This is a genomic window from Thioclava sp. NG1 (genome assembly GCF_003122275.1).
In the GTDB taxonomy this organism is placed as follows: domain Bacteria; phylum Pseudomonadota; class Alphaproteobacteria; order Rhodobacterales; family Rhodobacteraceae; genus Thioclava; species Thioclava nitratireducens.
On sequence record NZ_QFBB01000001.1, the window covers coordinates 1 to 19,189 of the forward strand.

The following is a 19,189-nucleotide window of genomic DNA, read 5'->3' on the forward strand; positions in this document are numbered from 1 at the left end:
TCGACATGAGCTACACGACGAAGTTCATCGACACGACGCCGGAGCTGTTCGACTTCAAGCAACGCCGCGACCGGGGCACCAAGATCCTGACCTATATCGCGGACATCACGGTGAACGGTCACCCCGAGACCGCGGGCCGCAACAAGCCGCATGCCGAGGCGAGACCGCCGCGCCTGCCCGCGTTGAAAGACGAGGTGAAGCCCGGCAGCCGCAACCTGCTCGAGAAAGAGGGCGCGAAGGCGGTCGCCGACTGGATGAAGGCGCAGAAGAAGCTGCTGCTGACCGACACCACGATGCGCGACGGCCACCAGTCGCTGCTGGCAACCCGGATGCGTTCGATCGACATGATTAAGGCAGCCCCCGCCTATGCCTCGAACCTGAGCGATCTGTTCTCGGTCGAATGCTGGGGCGGCGCGACATTCGACGTGGCCTACCGCTTCTTGCAGGAATGCCCGTGGCAGCGCCTGCGCGACATCCGCGAAGAGATGCCCAACATCCTGACCCAGATGCTTCTGCGCGCCTCGAACGGCGTGGGCTACACGAACTACCCTGACAACGTGGTGCAGTTCTTCGTCAAGCAGGCGGCGGAAAGCGGCGTCGACGTGTTCCGCGTCTTCGACTCGCTCAACTGGGTCGAGAACATGCGCGTCGCGATGGATGCGGTGATCGAGAGCGGCAAGATCTGCGAAGGCACGATCTGCTACACGGGCGACATCCTCGATCCCGACCGCGCGAAATATGACCTGAAATACTATATCGGCATGGCGAAAGAGCTGGAAGCGGCGGGCGCCCATATCCTCGGCCTCAAGGACATGGCGGGCCTTCTGAAACCGGCCGCCGCGCGTCAGCTGATCTCGGCGCTCAAGGAAAAGGTCGATATCCCGATCCACTTCCACACCCATGACACCTCTGGCATCGCAGGCGCGACGATCCTTGCTGCCGCCGATGCGGGCGTCGATGCGGTGGACGCGGCGATGGACGCGTTCTCGGGCGGCACTTCGCAGCCCTGCCTCGGCTCCATCGTGGAGGCGCTGGCCCATACCGAGCGCGATACCGGCCTCGATATCCACGCGATCCGGATGATCTCGAACTACTGGGAGGCCGTGCGCCACCAATACGCGGCCTTCGAGAGCGGTCTCGAGGCTCCCGCCTCCGAGGTCTACCTGCACGAAATGCCCGGCGGCCAGTTCACCAACCTCAAGGCGCAGGCGCGCTCGCTGGGGCTGGAAGAGCGTTGGCACGAGGTGGCGCAGGCCTATGCCGATGCCAACCAGATCTTCGGCGATATCGTAAAGGTCACGCCGTCCTCGAAAGTCGTGGGCGACATGGCGCTGATGATGGTCGCGCAGGGCCTGTCCAAGGAAGACGTGCTCGATCCGGCCAAGGACGTCTCCTTCCCGGATTCGGTCATCGACATGATGCGCGGCAATCTCGGCCAACCGCCCGGCGGCTGGCCCGAGGGGATCGTGGCGAAGGTGCTCAAGGGCGAAACGCCTTCGACCGAGCGTCCCGGCAAAAACCTGGCCCCGGTGGATCTGGAAGCCGCCCGCAAGGAGGCCTCCGAACAACTCGACGGGCGCGAGATCGATAACGAGGATCTGGCGGGTTACCTGATGTATCCCAAGGTCTTCACCGATTACGCAAGTCGCCACGAAGCCTATGGCCCGGTGCGCACCCTGCCGACCCCGGTCTTCTTCTACGGGATGGAGCCGCAGGACGAGATTTCCGCCGAGATCGACCCCGGCAAAACGCTGGAGATTCGCTATCTCACCACCGGCGACACCGACGAGCTGGGCGAGGTTAAAGTCTATTTCGAGCTCAACGGCCAGCCCCGCGCCGTGCGCGTTCCGAACCGCGCGGTGAAGGCGACGACCGCGGCGAAACCGAAGGCCGAGGCGGGTAACCCGGATCATATCGGTGCGCCTATGCCGGGTTCGATCGCCTCGATCGCGGTCAATGTCGGCCAGAAGGTGAAGCCGGGCGATATGCTCCTGACCATCGAGGCGATGAAGATGGAAACCGGGATCCACTCCGAGCGCGACGCCACCGTGAAAGCGATCCACGTTTCGCCGGGCGCCCAGATCGACGCGAAGGATTTGCTGATCGAGCTGGAGTAAACCGGTCCTGATCGAGACCGAACCGCGCGCCAAGGCCCCCGCCCCGGCGCGCGGTTTCATTTTCGGACAGACCGTGGAGTTCGAGGGGGCTGCCCCCGGGCCCGCACGGGATATTTGGTTCATTGAAGGCGAAAAACGCCCGGCTCTAGCCTCAGAGCGGAGGGAAAGCCGGGCTTCTCGAACTGCGCGGCAATCGGCATCCCGCCTGCACCGCAGCGGCAGCATAGACGGACCGAGGTTTAGTAATTATTTCGGCTTTCCAATTGCTTGATATTCCCCTGAGGCGTGAGACGGAGTGAAAATTCGTCGTTTCAAACGACACGACCCCGAACACTGAATAGCCTGGACTGAGGGCCGGCGGGCGCCAGTCCCCGCACCTCAGAACAATTCCGACCCGGGGCGCGAGGAGACCTCCAGAAGACCCATCACGTAGCCCGCGACGGAGCGGAAGGAGACCAGCGAGATCTCGTCTTCCCCCGATCGCCAGAACGCCGCCGCCACTTGTGCCGCACGGGAGCGGCGGATTTCGCCTTTGGGTAGAGTCGCGACATCGGCGGGGGAGAGCTTCATCACCACTTGGTCGGCCTTCTCGCCGCGGATGGTGAACATCGCGCGGGCGTCAGAGACGTTGACGACCAGCGCATGCTCTGCGGCAAGCGCCTCGGCCAGCCGGTCGGTAAGCGCGGGCGCCTCGTCATGGGCGCAGATCAGCAATAGCTCATCCGGGCTCATCCACGCGATGGAGCGCCCGTCGACGGTCTCGATCCGGCGCGGACCGGGGACGGGCAGCCCCTCGGCCTTGAGCGCCTTGGCCAGCGCCTTCGCGCCCAGATCGCAGCGGATGGAGATCATGCCCACCAGTCCGGCCTCGGACACGGTGACGAAACCTTCGTGGGTCTGCCCGGAAAGGGCGCTGACGGCCTCAGACATTCTGCTTCTCCCCGTCTTTGTCGTAGAAGACCGGATCGACGATCCGCGCCTTGACCATGTCCTCGCCCTCACCGGTGAACTCGATCACCTCGCCCATCCGGTCGGGTCCGTTCAGCACCAGCCCCATAGCGATACCCTTGCCGATCGTCGGCGAGTAATAGGTCGAGGTGACGCGGCCTTGCGTGTTGCGCTGACCGTTGGCGTTGAACCCGTCGGCGGGCGCGTGGCTACCATCGGGGATCACCGATCCGTCGAGCGTCTCGAGGCCGACGAGCTTCCAGCGGTTCGGGTCGGTCATGTGGGACCGCTCCTGCGCGCGCTTGCCCAGATAGTCGGTCTTCTTCTTCGAGATCGCCCAGTTGAGGCCCAGATCCTGCGGGATCACGGTGCCGTCGGTCTCGTCGCCGATCATGATGAAGCCCTTCTCGGCGCGCATCACGTGCAGCGCCTCGGTGCCGTAGGGCATCGCGCCAAGCGCTTCGCCCTCGGTCATCAGCTTCTCCCACAGCGCGAGGCCCTGCGACGCGGGAACCGCAATCTCGTAGCTCAGCTCGCCCGAGAAGGAGATGCGGAAGATGCGCGCGTCGAAACCGCCCAGCGTGCCGTCCGCCCATTGCATGAAGGGCAGCGTCTCCTTGCTGACATCCATGCCACCCAGTCGCTCCAGCAGTTCGCGCGACTTCGGGCCGACGACGGCGATCTGGGCATATTGCTCGGTCAGGTTGGCGGTGTAGACCTTCCAGTCCCACCACTCGCATTGCAGCCAGTCTTCCATCCAGCCATGGATGTGATCCGCCCCGCCCGACGTCGTGTGGCACAGCCACGTATCTTCGGACAGGCGCGCCACGACCCCGTCATCCATCAGGAAGCCGTTCTCGTTGCACATCAGCCCGTAGCGGCATTTGCCGACTTTCAGCGTCGACATCATGTTGGTGTAGAGCATGTCGAGGAATTTCCCCGCATCCGGCCCTTTCACTACGATCTTGCCCAGCGTCGAGGCGTCGAGCATGCCCACATTCTTGCGGGTATTGGTGATCTCGCGATTGACCGCGTCGCGGTGGCTCTCGCCCGATTTCGGGTAGCAATAGGGGCGACGCCAATGGCCGACCGGCTCCCAATGCGCGCCCTTGACTTCGTGCCAGGACTGGATCGGGGTGCGGCGCAGGGGCTGGAACAGCTCGCCCTTGGCCTCCGCCGTCACGGCGCCGAGCGAAATCGGCGTGTAGGGCGGGCGGAAGGTGGTGGTGCCAGTGGCCGGGATCGGTTGGCCAAGCGCATCCGAGAGAATAGCGAGCCCGTTGATATTGCTCAGCTTTCCCTGATCGGTCGCCATACCGAGCGTGGTGTAGCGCTTGGTATGTTCGACCGACTCGTAGCCCTCGCGGGCGGCCAGTTGCACATCGGAGACCTTCACGTCGTTCTGGTAGTCGAGGAAGCTCTTGAAGCGCAGCGCATCGGGCGCGCCCGCGGGCATCATCCAGACGGGGGCGAGCGGCGCTTCCTCCTCGGAAGCCGCGCCGATGCCCAGACCGCCCATCGCCTCGGAGAGCGTCAGATCGCCATTGGCGGCCCCCACGACCGTCGCCATGCCGGCCCCATCCGCGCCGGTCGGCGGACGGTTCGGATCGGGGCGGAACATCGCACGCGCATCGTCCCAGGTCAGCTTGCCGCCGCAATGCGACCACAGGTGCACGACCGGCGACCAGCCGCCCGACATCGCGACGCAATCGCAGTCGATCGTCTCGACCGCCCCGCCCTCGCCGGCCTGTGCGCAGATCTCAACGCCGGAGACGCGTTTGCGGCCGAGCACTTTCGCGATGCCGCGGCCTTCAAGCACACGCACACCGCGCGCCTTCACGGCTTCGGGCAGCGCGCCATGGGTTTCCTCGCGCGCGTCGACGACGGCCGAGACCGTCAGCCCCGCATCGAGGATCGCGAGCGCCGTGCGATAGGCGTCGTCGTTGTTGGTCACGATCACCGTGCGATCGCCGGGCGAGACCGCCCAGTTCACGATGTAATCGCGCACCGCCGAAGCCAGCATCACGCCGGGCACGTCATTGCCCGCGAAAGCAAGCGGACGTTCGATCGCGCCGGTCGCGGTGATCGTGTGGCCCGCACGGATGCGCCAGAGACGGTGGCGCGGACGGCCATCGCCGGGAGTGGTGTCGGCGAGGTTCTCGTAGCCGATGACATAGCCATGATCGTGCAGGCCCGCCGCCATCAGGCGGGTGCGCATCGTGACATTCTCCATCGAGGACAGCTCGACCAGCGCGCTGTCGATCCAGGTCTGCGCGTCGTGACCGTCGATTTGACCGCCATCGACCGGCGTGCGCCCGCCCCAGTTGGGGGTCTGCTCGATCAGCCAGACGCGCTTGCCCGCGCGGCCTTCCTTGAGCGCGGCAGCAAGACCCGCCACACCGCCGCCCACGACGAGCACGTCGCAATGGGCGTAGACCTGCTCGTAGCGATCCGGGTCGGCCTCTTTCGGCACGCCGCCCAAACCCGCCGATTTGCGGATGATGGGTTCGAACAGGTGCTTCCACGCTGCGCGCGGGGCCATGAAGGTCTTGTAGTAGAAACCCGCGGGCAGGAATTTGTAGAAGGTGTTGTTGATCTCGCCGATGTCGAAATCGAGCGACGGCCAGTGGTTCTGGCTGGTGGTCTCGGCCCCCTCGAACAGCTCGGTCGTGGTGGTGCGCTGGTCGGGCTCGAACCGCGCGTTGCGGCCCAGACCGACGAGCGCGTTCGGCTCTTCCGCGCCCGAGGCCACGATGCCGCGCGGGCGGTGATATTTGAACGACCGGCCCACCATGACCTGACCGCCGCCCAGCAGAGCCGAGGCCAGCGTATCGCCCGCAAAGCCGCGCATCGGCTTGCCGTTGAAGGTGAAGGCGAGCGGTTTCGCGCGGTCGATCAGACGACCACCCTTGGAAAGACGCGTGCTCATTTATAGCCCTCCCAGTCGGGGCGTTTCGCTTTGATCTTCGCGATCACATCGGCGGGGGGCTCGGTGGTCTGCGCCTTGTAGGTCGCAAACACCTCGAGCGTGCCCGTGTCGCGTGCAGCCAGGAACCACTTGCCGCAGCCATAGGCATGGCGCCAGCGCTCGAAATGGACGCCTTTCGGGTTCTTGCGGGCGAACAGGTATCCCTCGAACTCGTCATCCGACGAGCCCGACCCGAAGCGCTTTAGATGCGCCTCTCCGCCCGGGGCGAATTCGGTTTCCTCGGCGGTGACGCCGCAGCAGGGACAGGTGAGGGTCAGCATGTCGGATGCACCTCTTTACTGGAGAGCGCCGGGAGGGATTTGAAGCAGGTCGAAAGGGAGGTCGTCTTCATCAGTGCGCCACCCCTGCGGCGACGCTTTCGTCGATGAAGCGGCCTTCCTTGAAACGGTCGAGCCCGAATTGGTCGGTCAGCGGCGAGTGGCCGCGCGCGATCAGCTCGGCCATGCCATAGCCCGAGCCCGGGATCGCCTTGAACCCCCCCGTGCCCCAGCCGCAATTGACGAAGATGCCCTCGACCGGCGTTTTCGACAGGATGGGCGAGCGGTCGCCGGTCATGTCCACGATGCCGCCCCATTGGCGCAGCATCTTGAGGCGCGAGATGATCGGGAAGGTCTCGACCAGCGCGCGGGTGGTTTCCTCGACATGGTGCCACGAGCCGCGTTGGGTGTAGTTGTTGAACCCGTCCGTGCCGCCGCCGATCACCATCTCGCCCTTGTCGGATTGCGACATGTAGCCGTGCACAGTGTTGGCCATCACGACCACATCCATGCAGGGTTTGATCGGCTCGGACACCCAGGCCTGCAGCGCCACGCTCTCGATCGGCAGACGGAAGCCCGCCATTTCGGCCAGGACCGAGGAATGCCCCGCGACGATGATGGCGAGCTGTTCACAGTCGATCTCGCCCTTGGTGGTCGAGATGCCCTGCACCTTGCCGCCTTCGGTGCGCACACCGGTCACTTCGCATTTCTGGATGATGTCCATGCCCATGTCCGAGCACGCCCGCGCATAGCCCCAGGCTACCGCGTCGTGCCGCGCCGTTCCGCCGCGCTTTTGCAGCAGAGCGCCCAACACCGGGTAACGCGGCCCGTCGATATTGATGATCGGCACCAGCTCCTTGACCTGCTCCGGTCCGATCCATTCGGTGTCGATGCCCTGCAGGCGGTTGGCGTGCACCGTGCGCTTGTAGCCGCGCACCTCGTGCTCAGTCTGGCCCAGCATCAAAAGACCGCGCGGCGAGAACATCACGTTGTAGTTCAGATCCTGGCTCAGATCCTCGTAAAGCGCGCGGGCTTTCTCGTAGATCGCCGCCGACGGATCCTGCAGGTAGTTCGAGCGGATGATCGTGGTGTTGCGGCCGGTATTGCCGCCGCCCAGCCAGCCCTTCTCGATCACCGCGACATCGGTGATCCCATGCACCTTGCCGAGGTAATAGGCGGTGGCGAGGCCATGCCCCCCTGCCCCCACGACAATGACCTTGTAGCGTTTCTTCGGCTCGGGCGAGCGCCAGGCCCGCTCCCAACCGCGATGGAAGCGCATCGCCTCACGCGCAACGGCAAACATCGAATAGCGTTTCATGAGCGCGCCTCCGAGCAGTCTCGACTCTTTCGCCTTTGTGATGGACCGGGGCGGCGGGCGAAAGCCCCCCTGTTGCGGCATCGCAGGGAAAAAAGCGACATGGGCCTGCGACATCGGGTTCCAGTCACGCGCTAGACCCTTTCGGCGCGGCGTCATCTCGCCTAAATGGGAGGCGAAGGATGAGGAGACGCCATGCTGTTCTGGATTATCGCCGCCGCGCTCGTTGCGGTCATTGCGCTTCTGTTTGCGCTTGCCCTGTTGCGCGGACGTGGGGAAGACGAGATGGCACCGGCGGCCTCGTATGACGTGCAGGTCTATCGCGACCAGCTGCGCGATCTGGAACGCGACGTCGAGCGTGGAGTCACATCACGCGAGGAAGCCGACCGGGCAAAGCTGGAAATTTCGCGCCGGATGCTCGAGGCGGACCGCAAGGCGCAGGCAGGCTCCGATCTGGGCCGGGCACCGAAAGGGCCGACCATCGCGCTGGTGATCGGTGGCGTCGTGATCTTCGGCGCGGCGTTCTGGCTCTATACCCGGATGGGCGCGGAGGGCTATCAGGACCAGCCGATCGCGCAGCGTTTCGCGGATGCCGACAAGCTCTATGACAGCCGCCCCTCGCAGGCCGAGGCCGAGAAGATGCAGAAGGCCCGCGCGACCCCCCCGGCCAATCCGGACCCGAAATTCCTCGAACTGATGAAAAAGCTGCGCGAAGCCGTGGCGAAGAAGCCCGACGATCCGAAGGGCCTCGAACTGCTTGCACGCAACGAGGCGGCGCTGGGCAATTTCGACGCCGCATGGAAAGCGCAGCAGCGGCTCGTCGCGACAAAGGGCGATGCCGCCACCGCTCAGGATTACGCCGAGCTGGGTGAGATGATGGCCGTGGCCGCTGGCGGGCTGATCACGCCCGAGGCGGAGAAAGTCTTCGCGACCGCGCTGAAGATGGACCAGAATAACGGGCTCGCGCTCTATTACGTTGGCCTGATGATGGCGCAGAACGGGCGCGGCGACCGGGCATTCCGCCTCTGGGACAACCTGCTGCGCAACTCGGAAAGCAGCGATCCGTGGGTGCCGCTGGTGCAGCAGAACATCGAGGAACTGGCATGGCTCGCGGGCGAGAAGGATTACACCCCGCCGAGACCGCGCGGCGCGCCCGGCCCGTCGCAGGCAGATGTCGCGGCGGCGGCGGACATGTCGCCCGAGGCGCGTCAGCAGATGATCCGCTCGATGGTGGAGCGCCTGAACGACCGGCTGGCGCAGGAAGGCGGCAGCGCAGATGACTGGGCACGCCTGATTTCGTCGCTGCGCATGATCGGTGAGGTCGACCGCGCAGATGCGGTCTATGGCGAAGCGAAGGGCAAATTCGGCTCGCGCCCGGACGACATGGCGAAGATCGACGCGGCCCATCAGGCCCCGGCCGGTCAGGCGCTGCAGGACATGGGTGGCGCGCAGGCGGGGCAAAGCGCCCCGCAAGCGGCCCCCGCCCTGCCCGGTCCGAGCGCGCAGCAGATGAAGGACGCGGCCTCGATGACGCCCGAGGAGCGCCAGCAGATGATCCAGGGCATGGTCGATGGTCTCTTTGACCGCCTGACCACCGAGGGTGGCACGCCGCAGGAATGGGCGCGGGTGATCTCGTCCCTCGCCACGTTGGGCCAAACCGACCGCGCCAAGGAAGCCTGGGGCGAGGCGCAGAAGGCGTTGGCCGACAAACCGGATGCGCTGGCTCAGGTCGAGGCGGCGGCGAAATCGGCAGGTGTGGCTCAATGATCTGCGAGACGATCGAGGAATTCGCCGATGCGATCCCGCGCATGGGCGGCGTCGCAGGGCTCGATCTGGGCACCAAGACCATCGGCGTCGCGGTGTCCGACGGGCTGCGCTCGGTCGCGACGCCGCTATCGACGATCAAGCGCAGGAAGTTCGGCCTAGATGCCGAGGCGCTTCTCAAGATCGTGGCGGAGCGTGATTTGAAGGGGCTGATCCTCGGCCTGCCGAAGAACATGGACGGGACCGAAGGCGCGCGCTGCCAATCGACCCGCGCCTTCGCTCGCAACCTCAGCCGCCTCACCGATCTGCCGATCAGCTACTGGGACGAGCGGCTGAGCACGGTCGCCGCCGAACGCGCGATGCTGGAGGCCGATATGTCGCGCGCCAAACGCGCAGAGGCGATCGACCACGTCGCGGCAAGCTTCATTCTGCAAGGCGCGCTGGATCGGCTGCGCTATCTGGGGGCGGCATGAACGATCCGCAAAACACCGACGACATCTGGAAACGCGCCGAGATCGAGAGCCCCTGCGTCAAGCTCTGCCAGATTCACCCCGAGGCGCGGATCTGCATCGGCTGCTACCGCACGATGGAAGAAATCGGCGCGTGGTCGCGGATGACGCCCGAGGCGCGCCGCGAAGTGATGGCGGAACTGCCCGAGCGAGCGCCGCAACTGCGCAAGCGCCGGGGCGGACGTGCGGGGCGACAGGACCGCTGAGCGGTTAAGCGTCGGCCCCTTTCGCCGGGAAGACAAAGCAGCGATCGCGACGGATCATCAGCCACATCGGCGTGCCGGGCTTCGGCAGGAATACGTTCGGGACGCTGGCGCGCAGGATCGTGCCGTCGAAATCCATCCGGAACTCGACGAGGCTCTCGCGGCCCAAGAAGCGTGCGCGTTCGACCACCCCACGCGCGGGCGTGCCGTCCTGCGGCGTCGGGGACGGGCCGCGCCCTGCCCGGTCGAAATCGATCTTCAGATGCTGCGGGCGGATCACGATGTCGATCTCGGTCCCGTCCGCATGGCCCGGCGTCAGGAAATCGCCGAACGCGGTCTCGGTCAGCGCGTCCCTCACACGGCCCTTGAGCACATTCACATCCGAGAAGAACGCCGCCGCCGCCCGGTCCACAGGCGCGTTATAGAGGTTATAGGGTGCGCCGCGCTGCACGATCTTCCCGCCGCGCATCAGCAGAATCTCATCGGCCATCCGCATCGCCTCATGCGGCTCATGCGTGACCAGAAGCACGGCGGTGTTTTCCTCTTTCAGAAGCGCCAGAGTCTCGTCGCGGATATCGTCGCGCAGGCGTTCGTCCAGTCCCGAGAAAGGCTCGTCCATCAAGAGTATACGCGGTCGGGGTGCAAGCGCACGTGCCAGCGCCACGCGCTGCTGCTCGCCGCCCGAAAGCCCGTGCGGATAGCTGTCGCGATGGCGCAGCAGGCGGACCTTCTCGAGCAATTCCGTCACGCGGGCGCGCTTTGCCGCCGCATCGCCCTTGAGGCCGAAGGCGATATTCTCGGCAACCGTCAGATGCGGAAACAGCGCAAAGTCCTGAAACATCAGCCCGATCGCGCGTTGCTCGGGCGGGACGTGAACGGAGCCGTCGCTGATCGCGGCTCCATCGACGTAGATCTCGCCCGCATCCTGCGTATCGACTCCCGCGATCAGCCGGAGCGTCGTCGATTTGCCGCAGCCCGAGGGGCCCAGCAGACAGGTCACCTGCCCCGCTGGGATCGCAAAGGACACGTCGTCGACCACGGCCAACCCGTCGAACACGCGGCCAAGCGCGCGAACTTCGAGGCGCGGAGGGGGTAATTGTGCGCTCATGCAGCGAAATCTCGACTGAAAGTGTCAGGCAATGCAGGGCGGCAGATAACAGCCCCCCGCCCCCCAAGCAAGCCCGGTAGGTCGTCCGGCAGATCCGGCTCAGATCGAGATGTTGTTCAGCCCGCCGTCGAGCATCACGTTCTGCCCGACCATGAACCCGGCGTGAACCGAACACATGAAGGCACAGGTCGCACCGAACTCCTCGGGCGTGCCGTAGCGACGCACCGGGATCGATGCCTCGCGCTGCGCTTTGGCTTCCTCGACCGAGATGCCCTTCGCCTTCGCCGCTGCCGTATCGAGCGACACCGCGCGGTCGGTCGCATGCAGGCCCGGCAACAGGTTGTTAATGTTCACGCCATATTCCGCGACCTGACGCGAAGTGCCGGCGACGAAGCCGGTCAGGCCGGAACGTGCAGAGTTCGACAGGCCGAGCTGCGCGATCGGCGCGCGCACGGATTGCGAGGTGATATTGACCACCCGCCCCCAGCGCTGCTCGATCATGGCCGGCAGCACCGCCTGCATCATCGCGATCGGGGCCAGCATGTTCGCATCGAGCGCCGCGATGAAATCGTCGCGCGACCAGTCGCGCCAGTTGCCCGGAGGCGGCCCACCCGCATTGGTCACCAGAATGTCGACCTCGCCCGCTTCGCCCAGCACCGCCGCGCGTCCCTCGGGCGTGGTGATGTCGGCGGCCACGGGCGTCACGGTGACCCCGGTCGCGGCCATGATCTCGTTCGCCGTCGCGGCCAGCGTATCGGCGCCGCGCGCATTCAGCACGATGTCGACACCTGCCTGCGCGAGCGCCATCGCGCAGCCCCGTCCTAGCCCTTTCGAGCCCGCACATACGATCGCCTTGCGGCCCCTGATACCAAGATCCATCGCGCCCTCTCCTTTGCTTTCATTCTCCGGCGTGATCCGGCGAGCCCATCGCGCGAAACATCGCGCGCGGCCCTGCCAGCTACGCCTCGCACAGTAGCTTGCCCGAATGGGAGGACAAGCGCGCTGTGGCCGCTTGACCATCACGAGCGGCCCGCGGTAAGCCGATGCGATCCAGCAGTTTCAGACGGCCCGACAGGGCGAGGGAGAGCGCGTGTCAAACCCGAGCCAGATCGTTCACGTCTTTGAGGCAGAGGATATCTGGGTCACCTCCGGGGCCAATCAGGGCGACGCGCTCGGCCTTGTCGAAGATTGCGAACCCGGCGACATTTATCAGCTCCATCGCGCCGCCAAACCGCGCCGCCTCGTGCTGGCCCAGCAAGGCGCCGCGCCGACCGTTGCTGAAGGCTCCGAGATCGGCGCGCCGGGGGATGCGCTCGAGCTGATCGCGCGGCACCTGCTGATCACGCCCGAGGGCGACACGGTCGACATCCTGATGATCTGCCACGAGGCCACGGGCGCGCATTACGCGTTGCCGCTCTCACCGATGGCAGCGCGCTTCGACTACACGTTGCTGGAGGCGCGCGACGATCCCGGCGAGGTGCGGCTGTCGGACCTCGTCTGCGTGGCCTTCACCACCGGCACGATGATCACGCTGGCCGGCGGCGCGCAGATGCCGATCGAGCAGCTGACGCCCGGCGCGCGGGTGCTGACCCGCGACAATGGCCCGCAGCCGGTGAAGCTGGTGACGAAGGCGACGATGCGCGCGCTGGGGTCTTTCGCGCCGGTCGTGATTTCGGCGGGCGTACTGGGCAATGAAGGCGACCTGGTGATCTCGCCCCATCACCGCGTGTTCCTCTATCGCCGCGGCGCGCAGAAGTTGGGCGACACGTCGGAAATCCTCGTGCAGGCGAAGCATCTCGTCGATGGCGAGAATGTCTGGCAGCGCGAGGGCGGGTTCGTCGATTACTTCGCGCTGGTCTTCGACCGGCATGAGATCATCTATGCCGAAGGCGTTCCGGTCGAGAGCCTGATGGTGTCCGAGGCGACGCTGTCACTTCTACCCGAAGAATTGGGCCGCGAGATATCCGAGCGCTTGCCCGACCTCGCCCACCGCCAGCATTTCGGCACCGAGGCAACCCGAGAACTTCTCGATCGGATCGGGCGCGAGAAGCTGTTCCGCAAGCGCAAGGATTGAGGCACGAGGGGGCGCGGCCCCCGCTCTTTTCTGCCCTCCGCTTGCGCTTCGGGCGTTCCGCGGGGCGTCCTTCCACTGAAAGGCCGCTGATCTCGCCTCATCCGGCGGGATCTTTTCAAAAAGAGGAAGAGATTAGCCGTTCAGCGCTTCGAGCGCGGCGGCATGAATCTCCGGCGAGGCGGCGGCGAGCACCTGCCCGCCGCGATGGGCCGGACCACCCTGCCAGTTGGTGACAAGGCCTCCCGCCGCTTCGATCACCGCGATCGGAGCCGCCACGTCATAGGGCTGCAGGCCGGCCTCGACCACCAGATCGATCTGGCCGGCGGCAAGCAGCGCATAGGCGTAGCAATCCATGCCGTAACGCGTCAGCCGCACCTGCTTCGACAACCGAGCGAAGGCCGCGCCCTCTTCCGCCGTGCCGACTTCGGGGAAGGTGGTGAAAAGCGTCGCGCTGTCGAGCCCGCGCCCGGTCCGCACGCCAAGCTGGCGCGCGCCATGCGGACCGTCGAGCGTCGCGCGCCCGAAGCCGCCGGTAAAACGTTCGCCGATATAAGGTTGGTCGATCACGCCCATGAGCGGCGCGCCGGGGCCGTCCGGTTCCTCGGCGCACAAGGCGATCAGCACGCCCCAGGTCGGCGTTCCCGACAGGTAGCCGCGGGTGCCGTCGATCGGGTCGAGTACCCAGGTCAGTCCGCTTTGCCCGCGGGTGACGCCATGCTCTTCGCCGTAGATGCCGTCTTGCGGACGACGCTCCATGATCAGGGCACGCATCGCGGCCTCGGCGGCACGGTCGGCCTCGGTCACCGGATCGAACCCACCTTCGAGCTTGTTATCCGCGCCGATCCCGCCCACGGGACGGAACTGCGCCAGGGTCTCCCGCCGCGCGCAATCGGCAAGCTCAGCGGCCAGGGCCGAAAGCTCCGCGCGGGTATCGGTGTCGAGATCAAGCATCGGTGTCCTCCCCGGGCCGCGCCGTCACCGCAACCGACCCCCAGAAATGAGATAAGGGGAGCGGTAACCGCCCCCCTTCTCCGGGTCAAGCTGCCGACCGCCCCACATTCGGTCGCCAGTTGCGCCTAAAGGCGTCCGCGTGGCGCTCAGGCCGCGTCGGAGAGCACCTTGGCCAATTCGAACAGCCGGCGGCGCTGCGCCTCCGGGATCGAGTAATAGGAGCGCACGAGCGCGAGCGCCTCCTTGTCGGACAGAATATCTCCCGCCACTTCCGGTTGCATCCCGCTATCTTCCGCGAGCCCTTCGAAGAAGAAGGAGATCGGAACTTCGAGCGCATCCGCGATATCCCAGAGTCGAGATGCCGAAACCCGGTTCATCCCGGTTTCGTATTTCTGGATCTGCTGGAATTTGATCCCAACTTTGTCCGCGAGCTGTTGTTGGGTCATCCCAATCATCCAGCGGCGATGCCGGATCCGCTTGCCTACATGGACATCAACCGGATGCTTCATACTCTTTCCCCTTCAAGCCAATTTCACCCACAAACTACCGTGCGCTGAGTGTGGCCCGCGCGGGTAAAATCGCAAACCTGTCTAAAAAGACAGGGAAATTGCGGCTTTCCGCAGCACACCTAACCTAAAGGATAGGTGCCCCCCTATTCGCCTTCCGCGTGTTTTGCGATTTGCAACTCGATGAATTGAGTTCCGCTACGGAAACCTATGGTGCCAACCGCCCTCTCACGGAGGATTGATTCGCCGGTCAATTCCCGGCGGCGACCCTGCCGCGACGTCCCGCTCCGGGCTCTGGCAGGCGGGCTGGCCCTGATCGGCTGCGCGGTCTATCACGGGCGACGTAGGGTCCGCTTTGCTGGCCAACCAACCCCGCGACACAACTTGCCGGAGCATTCGATGCGCGCCTATGTTCAAGCCGCCCCCGGGCAAAACCCCGAGCTGACCGAAATCCCCCTTCCCGCCCCGGCACCGGGCGAGGTGCAGGTCGCCATCCGGGCCTGCGGTCTGAACTTCGCCGACCTGCTGATGATCGAAGGGAAATATCAGGACACCCCCACCCCGCCCTTCACCCTCGGCATGGAGCTCGCGGGAGAGGTCATCGCGGCAGGCGAGGGCTGCACCCTCGCCACGGGCACCCGCGTCGCCGTCTTCTCAGGGCAAGGCGGGCTGGCCGAGGCGGGCAATTTCCCCGAAAGCCGCTGCACGCCGATGCCGGACGCGATGAGCTACGCGCAGGCGGCGGCCTTCCAGATCGCCTATGGCACCAGCCATGTGGCCTTGGAGACGCGTGCAGGCCTCGCCGAGGGCGAGACGCTGGTGGTTCTGGGCGCGGCCGGTGGAGTCGGCCTCACGGCGGTCGAGATCGGCAAGAAGATGGGCGCGCGGGTGATTGCCTGTGCGCGCGGCGAGGCGAAGCAGCAGATCGCGCGCGCCGCCGGGGCCAATGAGACGCTCGATAGCGAGAGCGACGATCTGAAAAGCGCGATCAAGGCCCTTGGCGGTTGCGACGTGGTTTACGACGCAATCGGCGGCCCCGCAGGCGAAGCCGCCTTCCGCGCCCTGAAACCCGGCGGGCGCTATCTGATGATCGGGTTCGCCAGCGGCAGCCAGCCGAAGTTGCCCCTCAACCACGCGCTGGTGAAGAATATCGCGATCCACGGGCTTTACTGGGGTGGCTATCTCAAGCTCGATCCGCAGGTTCTGACCGGGTCGATGGCGCGGCTCTTCGACTGGTTCGCGCAGGGCGGCCTCAGCCCCCATATCGGCGCGACCTATCCGATGGAGCAGATCCCGGACGCGCTGGACGATCTGCGCGCGCGCCGCTCCACCGGCAAGCTGGTCATCGAGATCGACGCTCAGGCATAGGCCTCCCGGATCAGCGCACGCAGCCCCTCGACCGGATCGCCGGTCAGCCGGCCCGTGTCGTAGAAGCAGATCCGCGAGCGACCGAGCGGCGGCAGACCGCTTTCCGGTCCCAGCGCCACGCAGCCCGGCGGGATGTCACGCGACAGCCGCACCGCGACGCCCATATCGGCGGCCACCGCCGCGCTCGCCATCTCGTCTGATTGCCCGTCGAAAGCCGGTTTGGACTCGATCCCGACCGCCTCGAGCGCCGCCAAGGCCGCGCCGTAGAACGCGCATCCTTCCTCGATCGACAGCATCAGAGGGCGCGCGCAAAAGGCGCGCCCGAGCTGCGCGCCGATCCAAACCAGTTGATCGGCAGAGAGCACCTCGGCCTCCGGACCGGGCGTCTCCTCCGTTGTCAGGATCATGTCCAGCTCGCCCGCATCCAGCATTCGCCGCAGGGTCTGCGAGCGGCGCGAGGCGAGTTGCAGCCGGACCATCGGCCATTGCTCTGAGAGCGCGCGCAACAGATGCGGCATCTGCGGGCTGACCAGATCATGTGGCAGGCCGAAGCGCACGGTCACCTCGGCATCCGCCGCGCGCAGCCGCGCCAGAGCCGCGTCATTCTCGGCGCAGATCCGGCGCGCATGGTCCAGAAGAGAGCGCCCCGCACGGGTCAGCGCCATCTTCCGGTTCGCCCGATCGAAGAGCACCTTGTCAAGCGCCTCCTCCAAGCGGCGGATCTGCATCGAGACCGCCGATTGGGTCAGGTTCAGAAGCCGCGCCGCCTGCGTCACCGAGCCGGTTTCCGAAACGGTCAGAAGCGCACGCAGCGCTGCGATATCGAGGTTATGTGCCAAGTCGGCCTATCCATCACATTTCGTGATGCTTATTAGCACAATCATTCGTTTTCATCATTAAAAAACTTGCGTCATCCTTCCGGGCAGAAACGATCACCCACGGAGGATAAGACGATGACCTTCCTGACCCAGCGCAACGCCGCCTGCTGCGCCCCTGCCCGCCCCGCCCGGCGGAGCGTCCTTGCCACGCTCGCCGCGATTGTCACCCATTACCGCTCGCGCCGAGCGTTGGCGAGGCTCGATGCAAGGCTTCTCGAGGATATCGGGCTGACCGAGTCCGAAGCCGCGTTCGAGGTCCGGCGCCGGATTTGGGACGCCCCCGACCACTGGCGCGCGGGTCGCTGAGGCACAACCTGTGAAAACCATGTGAAACGACGCATTTTCCGGCAGCCCCAAATCTTGAATTCCGGGGCTGCTCTGCCAATATCGGTCGGGAAACCGGTCCGAGGGACGACCGGACGACATAGTTGGAGGTGCTGATGGCTGATTTCGAAACGATGCGGACCCCTCGCGCGGGCACGCGTCAGGCTGCGATTGACGAGGGTCTTCGCGCACATATGAACAAGGTCTACGGGCTTATGTCGCTGGCGATGCTGGTGACCGGGGCCGTGGCGTTTGGTGTGGGTACGAACCCGGCGCTCGTTGCCGCGATCTTCGGTTCGGGCCTCAAATGGGTTGTGATGCTGGCCCCGCTGGCGATCGTCTTCGCCTTCGGCGCGATGATCAACAAGATGTCGACCAGCACGGCGCAGATCGTGTTCTTCGTCTATGCCGCACTGATGGGCCTGTCGATCAGCTTCATCTTCGCCGCCTATACCGGCATCTCGATCGCGCAGACCTTCCTCGTGACGGCGATCTCCTTCGCGGGCCTCTCGCTTTACGGCTACACCACGAAGCGTAACCTGAGCGCGATGGGCTCGTTCCTGATGATGGGTCTGATCGGCCTGATCGTCGCCTCGATCGTGAACATCTTCCTCGCCTCCTCGGCGATGGCCTTCGCGATCTCGGTGATCGGCGTTCTGATCTTCGCAGGCCTCACGGCTTACGACACGCAGAACATCAAAAACACCTACCTGCAGCTCGCTGCCAGCGACTCGGAGTTCATGGGCAAGGCCGCCATCATCGGCGCGCTGCAGCTCTACCTGGACTTCCTGAACCTGTTCATGTTCCTGCTGCAATTCATGGGTAACCGCCAGTAATCGGCACGCCCACGAGACATTCGAAAGCCCCGCCCTTCCGGCGGGGCTTTTTCATGTCAGCCCATCCTTAGTGCCATATCCAGCATCCGGTTGGAGAAGCCCCACTCATTGTCATACCAGCCGAAGACCCGGATCAGCCCGTGCGCGGTCGCCCGCGTCTCGGGCAGCGCCATGACGACGCTCTCGGGGCGCGCGCGCAGATCGGTGGAGACGAGCGGCTTCCCGGTCGTGCCGATCACCCCGCCTGCGTCCCGCAGCATCGCGTTGACCTGTTCGACCGTGGCGGGATTTTTCACCGTCACCGCCAGATCAACCGCCGAGACGGAGGCCGTGGGCACCCGCACCGCCTGCGCGATCAGGCGACCGGCGAGATCGGGCAGCACCTCTTCCATCAGCTTGCCCGCGGAGGTCGTCGTCGGCACCATCGACAACGCCGCCGCGCGCGAGCGTTCCATCGGGCCGCGCGGCTTGTCGACCGTGGGCTGCGAGCCGGTATAGCAATGCACTGTCGTCATCGAGCCGGTGACGATCCCGAATTCCGCATCGATCAGCCGCGCAAGCGGCGCCAGCGCATTCGTCGTGCAGCTTGCATTGGAGACGATCTTCTGCCCGTTCAGCGCCGCGTCATTCGCGCCCAGAACCACCGTGATCTCCGCCGCTTTGGCAGGTCCCGATATCAGCACGCGACTCGCTCCGCCCGCGATCCCCTGCCCTGCAATCTGCGGACTGTCGGCCCGACCGGTGCATTCCATCACCAGATCAATGCCAGACAGATCGAGCGTGGAGATATCATCCGCGCGGTGCAGCGCGATCCGGGTGTCGTTGATCACCAGCGCGCCCTCTTCCAGCGTGACACTCCCGCGCCACGGGCCGAAGACGCTGTCATATTCGAAGAGGTAAGCCAGCATCTCGGGCGCTTCGATATCGTTCACGCCCACGATCTCCAGCCCCGGCCAGCTCGCAGGCGCCTCCGCCCAGGCGCGCAGCACCGAGCGACCGATCCGTCCGAACCCGTTTATGAAAACACGCATCTGGCGCACCT

The 19,189-nt window shown here is 65.5% G+C and carries 18 protein-coding genes; 8 read left to right on the forward strand and 10 right to left on the reverse strand.

The window, feature by feature from the left end:
• Positions 1-2,117: pyruvate carboxylase (locus tag DEM26_RS00005; protein WP_109171424.1), on the forward strand; the 2,117-nt coding region annotated here is incomplete at its 5' end.
• Between the two features lie 378 nt (positions 2,118-2,495).
• Here DEM26_RS00005 and DEM26_RS00010 read toward each other — a convergent pair.
• The 4 genes from DEM26_RS00010 to DEM26_RS00025 all read right to left on the reverse strand — a co-directional run bounded on the left by DEM26_RS00010 (position 2,496) and on the right by DEM26_RS00025 (position 7,629).
• Complete coding sequence (locus tag DEM26_RS00010; RefSeq protein WP_109171425.1) at positions 2,496-3,047, reverse strand: sarcosine oxidase subunit gamma; 552 nt, start codon at positions 3,045-3,047, stop codon at positions 2,496-2,498.
• Positions 3,040-5,994 carry a sarcosine oxidase subunit alpha family protein gene (locus DEM26_RS00015; protein WP_109171426.1) on the reverse strand — a complete coding sequence of 985 codons (2,955 nt, stop codon included), beginning with the start codon at positions 5,992-5,994 and terminating at the stop codon, positions 3,040-3,042. Before DEM26_RS00015 ends, DEM26_RS00010 begins: the two co-directional genes overlap by 8 nt.
• Positions 5,991-6,314 carry a sarcosine oxidase subunit delta gene (locus DEM26_RS00020; RefSeq protein WP_109171427.1) on the reverse strand — a complete coding sequence of 108 codons (324 nt, stop codon included), beginning with the start codon at positions 6,312-6,314 and terminating at the stop codon, positions 5,991-5,993. Before DEM26_RS00020 ends, DEM26_RS00015 begins: the two co-directional genes overlap by 4 nt.
• A 70-nt stretch (positions 6,315-6,384) precedes the next feature.
• Complete coding sequence (locus DEM26_RS00025; protein ID WP_075776998.1) at positions 6,385-7,629, reverse strand: sarcosine oxidase subunit beta family protein; 1,245 nt, start codon at positions 7,627-7,629, stop codon at positions 6,385-6,387.
• A gap of 192 nt (positions 7,630-7,821) precedes the next feature.
• Here DEM26_RS00025 and ccmI point away from each other — a divergent pair, with 192 nt between their 5' ends.
• The 3 genes from ccmI to DEM26_RS00040 are packed head-to-tail and all read left to right on the forward strand — an operon-like array spanning position 7,822 to position 10,105.
• A complete protein-coding gene (gene ccmI / locus DEM26_RS00030; protein ID WP_088724801.1) occupies positions 7,822-9,393 on the forward strand; it encodes a c-type cytochrome biogenesis protein CcmI in 1,572 nt (523 codons plus the stop codon).
• Positions 9,390-9,863 (forward strand): Holliday junction resolvase RuvX, encoded by a 474-nt coding sequence (gene ruvX, locus DEM26_RS00035; protein ID WP_088720082.1) that lies wholly within the window; start codon positions 9,390-9,392, stop codon positions 9,861-9,863. The genes ccmI and ruvX overlap by 4 nt, the downstream gene beginning before the upstream one ends.
• Positions 9,860-10,105, forward strand: a complete 246-nt coding sequence (locus DEM26_RS00040; RefSeq protein ID WP_078548071.1) for a DUF1289 domain-containing protein — start codon at positions 9,860-9,862, stop codon at positions 10,103-10,105. Before ruvX ends, DEM26_RS00040 begins: the two co-directional genes overlap by 4 nt.
• A gap of 4 nt (positions 10,106-10,109) precedes the next feature.
• Here DEM26_RS00040 and DEM26_RS00045 read toward each other — a convergent pair whose 3' ends face one another.
• Both DEM26_RS00045 and DEM26_RS00050 read right to left on the reverse strand, forming a co-directional pair.
• On the reverse strand, positions 10,110-11,210 hold the full coding sequence (locus DEM26_RS00045; protein WP_109171428.1) for an ABC transporter ATP-binding protein: 1,101 nt from the start codon (positions 11,208-11,210) through the stop codon (positions 10,110-10,112).
• 99 nt (positions 11,211-11,309) lie between these two features.
• Complete coding sequence (locus tag DEM26_RS00050) at positions 11,310-12,089, reverse strand: SDR family oxidoreductase (protein WP_075776968.1); 780 nt, start codon at positions 12,087-12,089, stop codon at positions 11,310-11,312.
• 211 nt (positions 12,090-12,300) lie between these two features.
• Here DEM26_RS00050 and DEM26_RS00055 point away from each other — a divergent pair, with 211 nt between their 5' ends.
• The gene (locus DEM26_RS00055) at positions 12,301-13,284 is read left to right on the forward strand and encodes a Hint domain-containing protein (protein WP_109171429.1); all 984 of its coding nucleotides are present in this window, start codon (positions 12,301-12,303) and stop codon (positions 13,282-13,284) included.
• Positions 13,285-13,416: 132 nt separating this feature from the next.
• On the opposite strand, the gene DEM26_RS00060 is transcribed toward DEM26_RS00055, so the two are convergent.
• Both DEM26_RS00060 and DEM26_RS00065 read right to left on the reverse strand, forming a co-directional pair.
• Positions 13,417-14,235, reverse strand: a complete 819-nt coding sequence (locus tag DEM26_RS00060; protein WP_088720078.1) for an inositol monophosphatase family protein — start codon at positions 14,233-14,235, stop codon at positions 13,417-13,419.
• 146 nt (positions 14,236-14,381) lie between these two features.
• A complete protein-coding gene (locus tag DEM26_RS00065; protein ID WP_075776971.1) occupies positions 14,382-14,744 on the reverse strand; it encodes a helix-turn-helix domain-containing protein in 363 nt (120 codons plus the stop codon).
• A 396-nt stretch (positions 14,745-15,140) separates the two neighbouring features.
• Here DEM26_RS00065 and DEM26_RS00070 point away from each other — a divergent pair, with 396 nt between their 5' ends.
• The gene (locus tag DEM26_RS00070) at positions 15,141-16,109 is read left to right on the forward strand and encodes an NADPH:quinone oxidoreductase family protein (RefSeq protein ID WP_109171430.1); all 969 of its coding nucleotides are present in this window, start codon (positions 15,141-15,143) and stop codon (positions 16,107-16,109) included.
• Here the strand turns inward: DEM26_RS00070 and DEM26_RS00075 are convergent.
• Complete coding sequence (locus DEM26_RS00075) at positions 16,100-16,948, reverse strand: LysR family transcriptional regulator (RefSeq protein WP_109171431.1); 849 nt, start codon at positions 16,946-16,948, stop codon at positions 16,100-16,102. The genes DEM26_RS00070 and DEM26_RS00075 overlap by 10 nt on opposite strands.
• Positions 16,949-17,062: 114 nt before the next feature.
• Here DEM26_RS00075 and DEM26_RS00080 point away from each other — a divergent pair, with 114 nt between their 5' ends.
• Complete coding sequence (locus DEM26_RS00080; RefSeq protein ID WP_088728066.1) at positions 17,063-17,293, forward strand: DUF1127 domain-containing protein; 231 nt, start codon at positions 17,063-17,065, stop codon at positions 17,291-17,293.
• A gap of 134 nt (positions 17,294-17,427) precedes the next feature.
• Positions 17,428-18,147 carry a Bax inhibitor-1/YccA family protein gene (locus DEM26_RS00085; RefSeq protein WP_075776975.1) on the forward strand — a complete coding sequence of 240 codons (720 nt, stop codon included), beginning with the start codon at positions 17,428-17,430 and terminating at the stop codon, positions 18,145-18,147.
• 56 nt (positions 18,148-18,203) lie between these two features.
• On the opposite strand, the gene DEM26_RS00090 is transcribed toward DEM26_RS00085, so the two are convergent.
• Entirely contained in the window at positions 18,204-19,178 is a 975-nt protein-coding gene (locus tag DEM26_RS00090; protein ID WP_109171432.1) for a type I glyceraldehyde-3-phosphate dehydrogenase, read from the reverse strand.
• Between the last annotated feature and the right edge of the window lie 11 nt (positions 19,179-19,189).

Coding starts and splice junctions, on each gene's coding strand:
- DEM26_RS00065 (WP_075776971.1), bottom strand. CDS start 14,744: ATGAAGCATCCGGTTGATGTCCATGTAGGCAAGCGGATCCGGCATCGC.
- DEM26_RS00050 (WP_075776968.1), bottom strand. CDS start 12,089: ATGGATCTTGGTATCAGGGGCCGCAAGGCGATCGTATGTGCGGGCTCG.
- DEM26_RS00090 (WP_109171432.1), bottom strand. CDS start 19,178: ATGCGTGTTTTCATAAACGGGTTCGGACGGATCGGTCGCTCGGTGCTG.
- DEM26_RS00025 (WP_075776998.1), bottom strand. CDS start 7,629: ATGAAACGCTATTCGATGTTTGCCGTTGCGCGTGAGGCGATGCGCTTC.
- DEM26_RS00045 (WP_109171428.1), bottom strand. CDS start 11,210: ATGAGCGCACAATTACCCCCTCCGCGCCTCGAAGTTCGCGCGCTTGGC.
- DEM26_RS00010 (WP_109171425.1), bottom strand. CDS start 3,047: ATGTCTGAGGCCGTCAGCGCCCTTTCCGGGCAGACCCACGAAGGTTTC.
- ccmI (WP_088724801.1), top strand. CDS start 7,822: ATGCTGTTCTGGATTATCGCCGCCGCGCTCGTTGCGGTCATTGCGCTT.
- DEM26_RS00080 (WP_088728066.1), top strand. CDS start 17,063: ATGACCTTCCTGACCCAGCGCAACGCCGCCTGCTGCGCCCCTGCCCGC.
- DEM26_RS00015 (WP_109171426.1), bottom strand. CDS start 5,994: ATGAGCACGCGTCTTTCCAAGGGTGGTCGTCTGATCGACCGCGCGAAA.
- DEM26_RS00040 (WP_078548071.1), top strand. CDS start 9,860: ATGAACGATCCGCAAAACACCGACGACATCTGGAAACGCGCCGAGATC.
- DEM26_RS00085 (WP_075776975.1), top strand. CDS start 17,428: ATGGCTGATTTCGAAACGATGCGGACCCCTCGCGCGGGCACGCGTCAG.
- DEM26_RS00020 (WP_109171427.1), bottom strand. CDS start 6,314: ATGCTGACCCTCACCTGTCCCTGCTGCGGCGTCACCGCCGAGGAAACC.
- DEM26_RS00070 (WP_109171430.1), top strand. CDS start 15,141: ATGCGCGCCTATGTTCAAGCCGCCCCCGGGCAAAACCCCGAGCTGACC.
- DEM26_RS00060 (WP_088720078.1), bottom strand. CDS start 14,235: ATGCTTGATCTCGACACCGATACCCGCGCGGAGCTTTCGGCCCTGGCC.
- ruvX (WP_088720082.1), top strand. CDS start 9,390: ATGATCTGCGAGACGATCGAGGAATTCGCCGATGCGATCCCGCGCATG.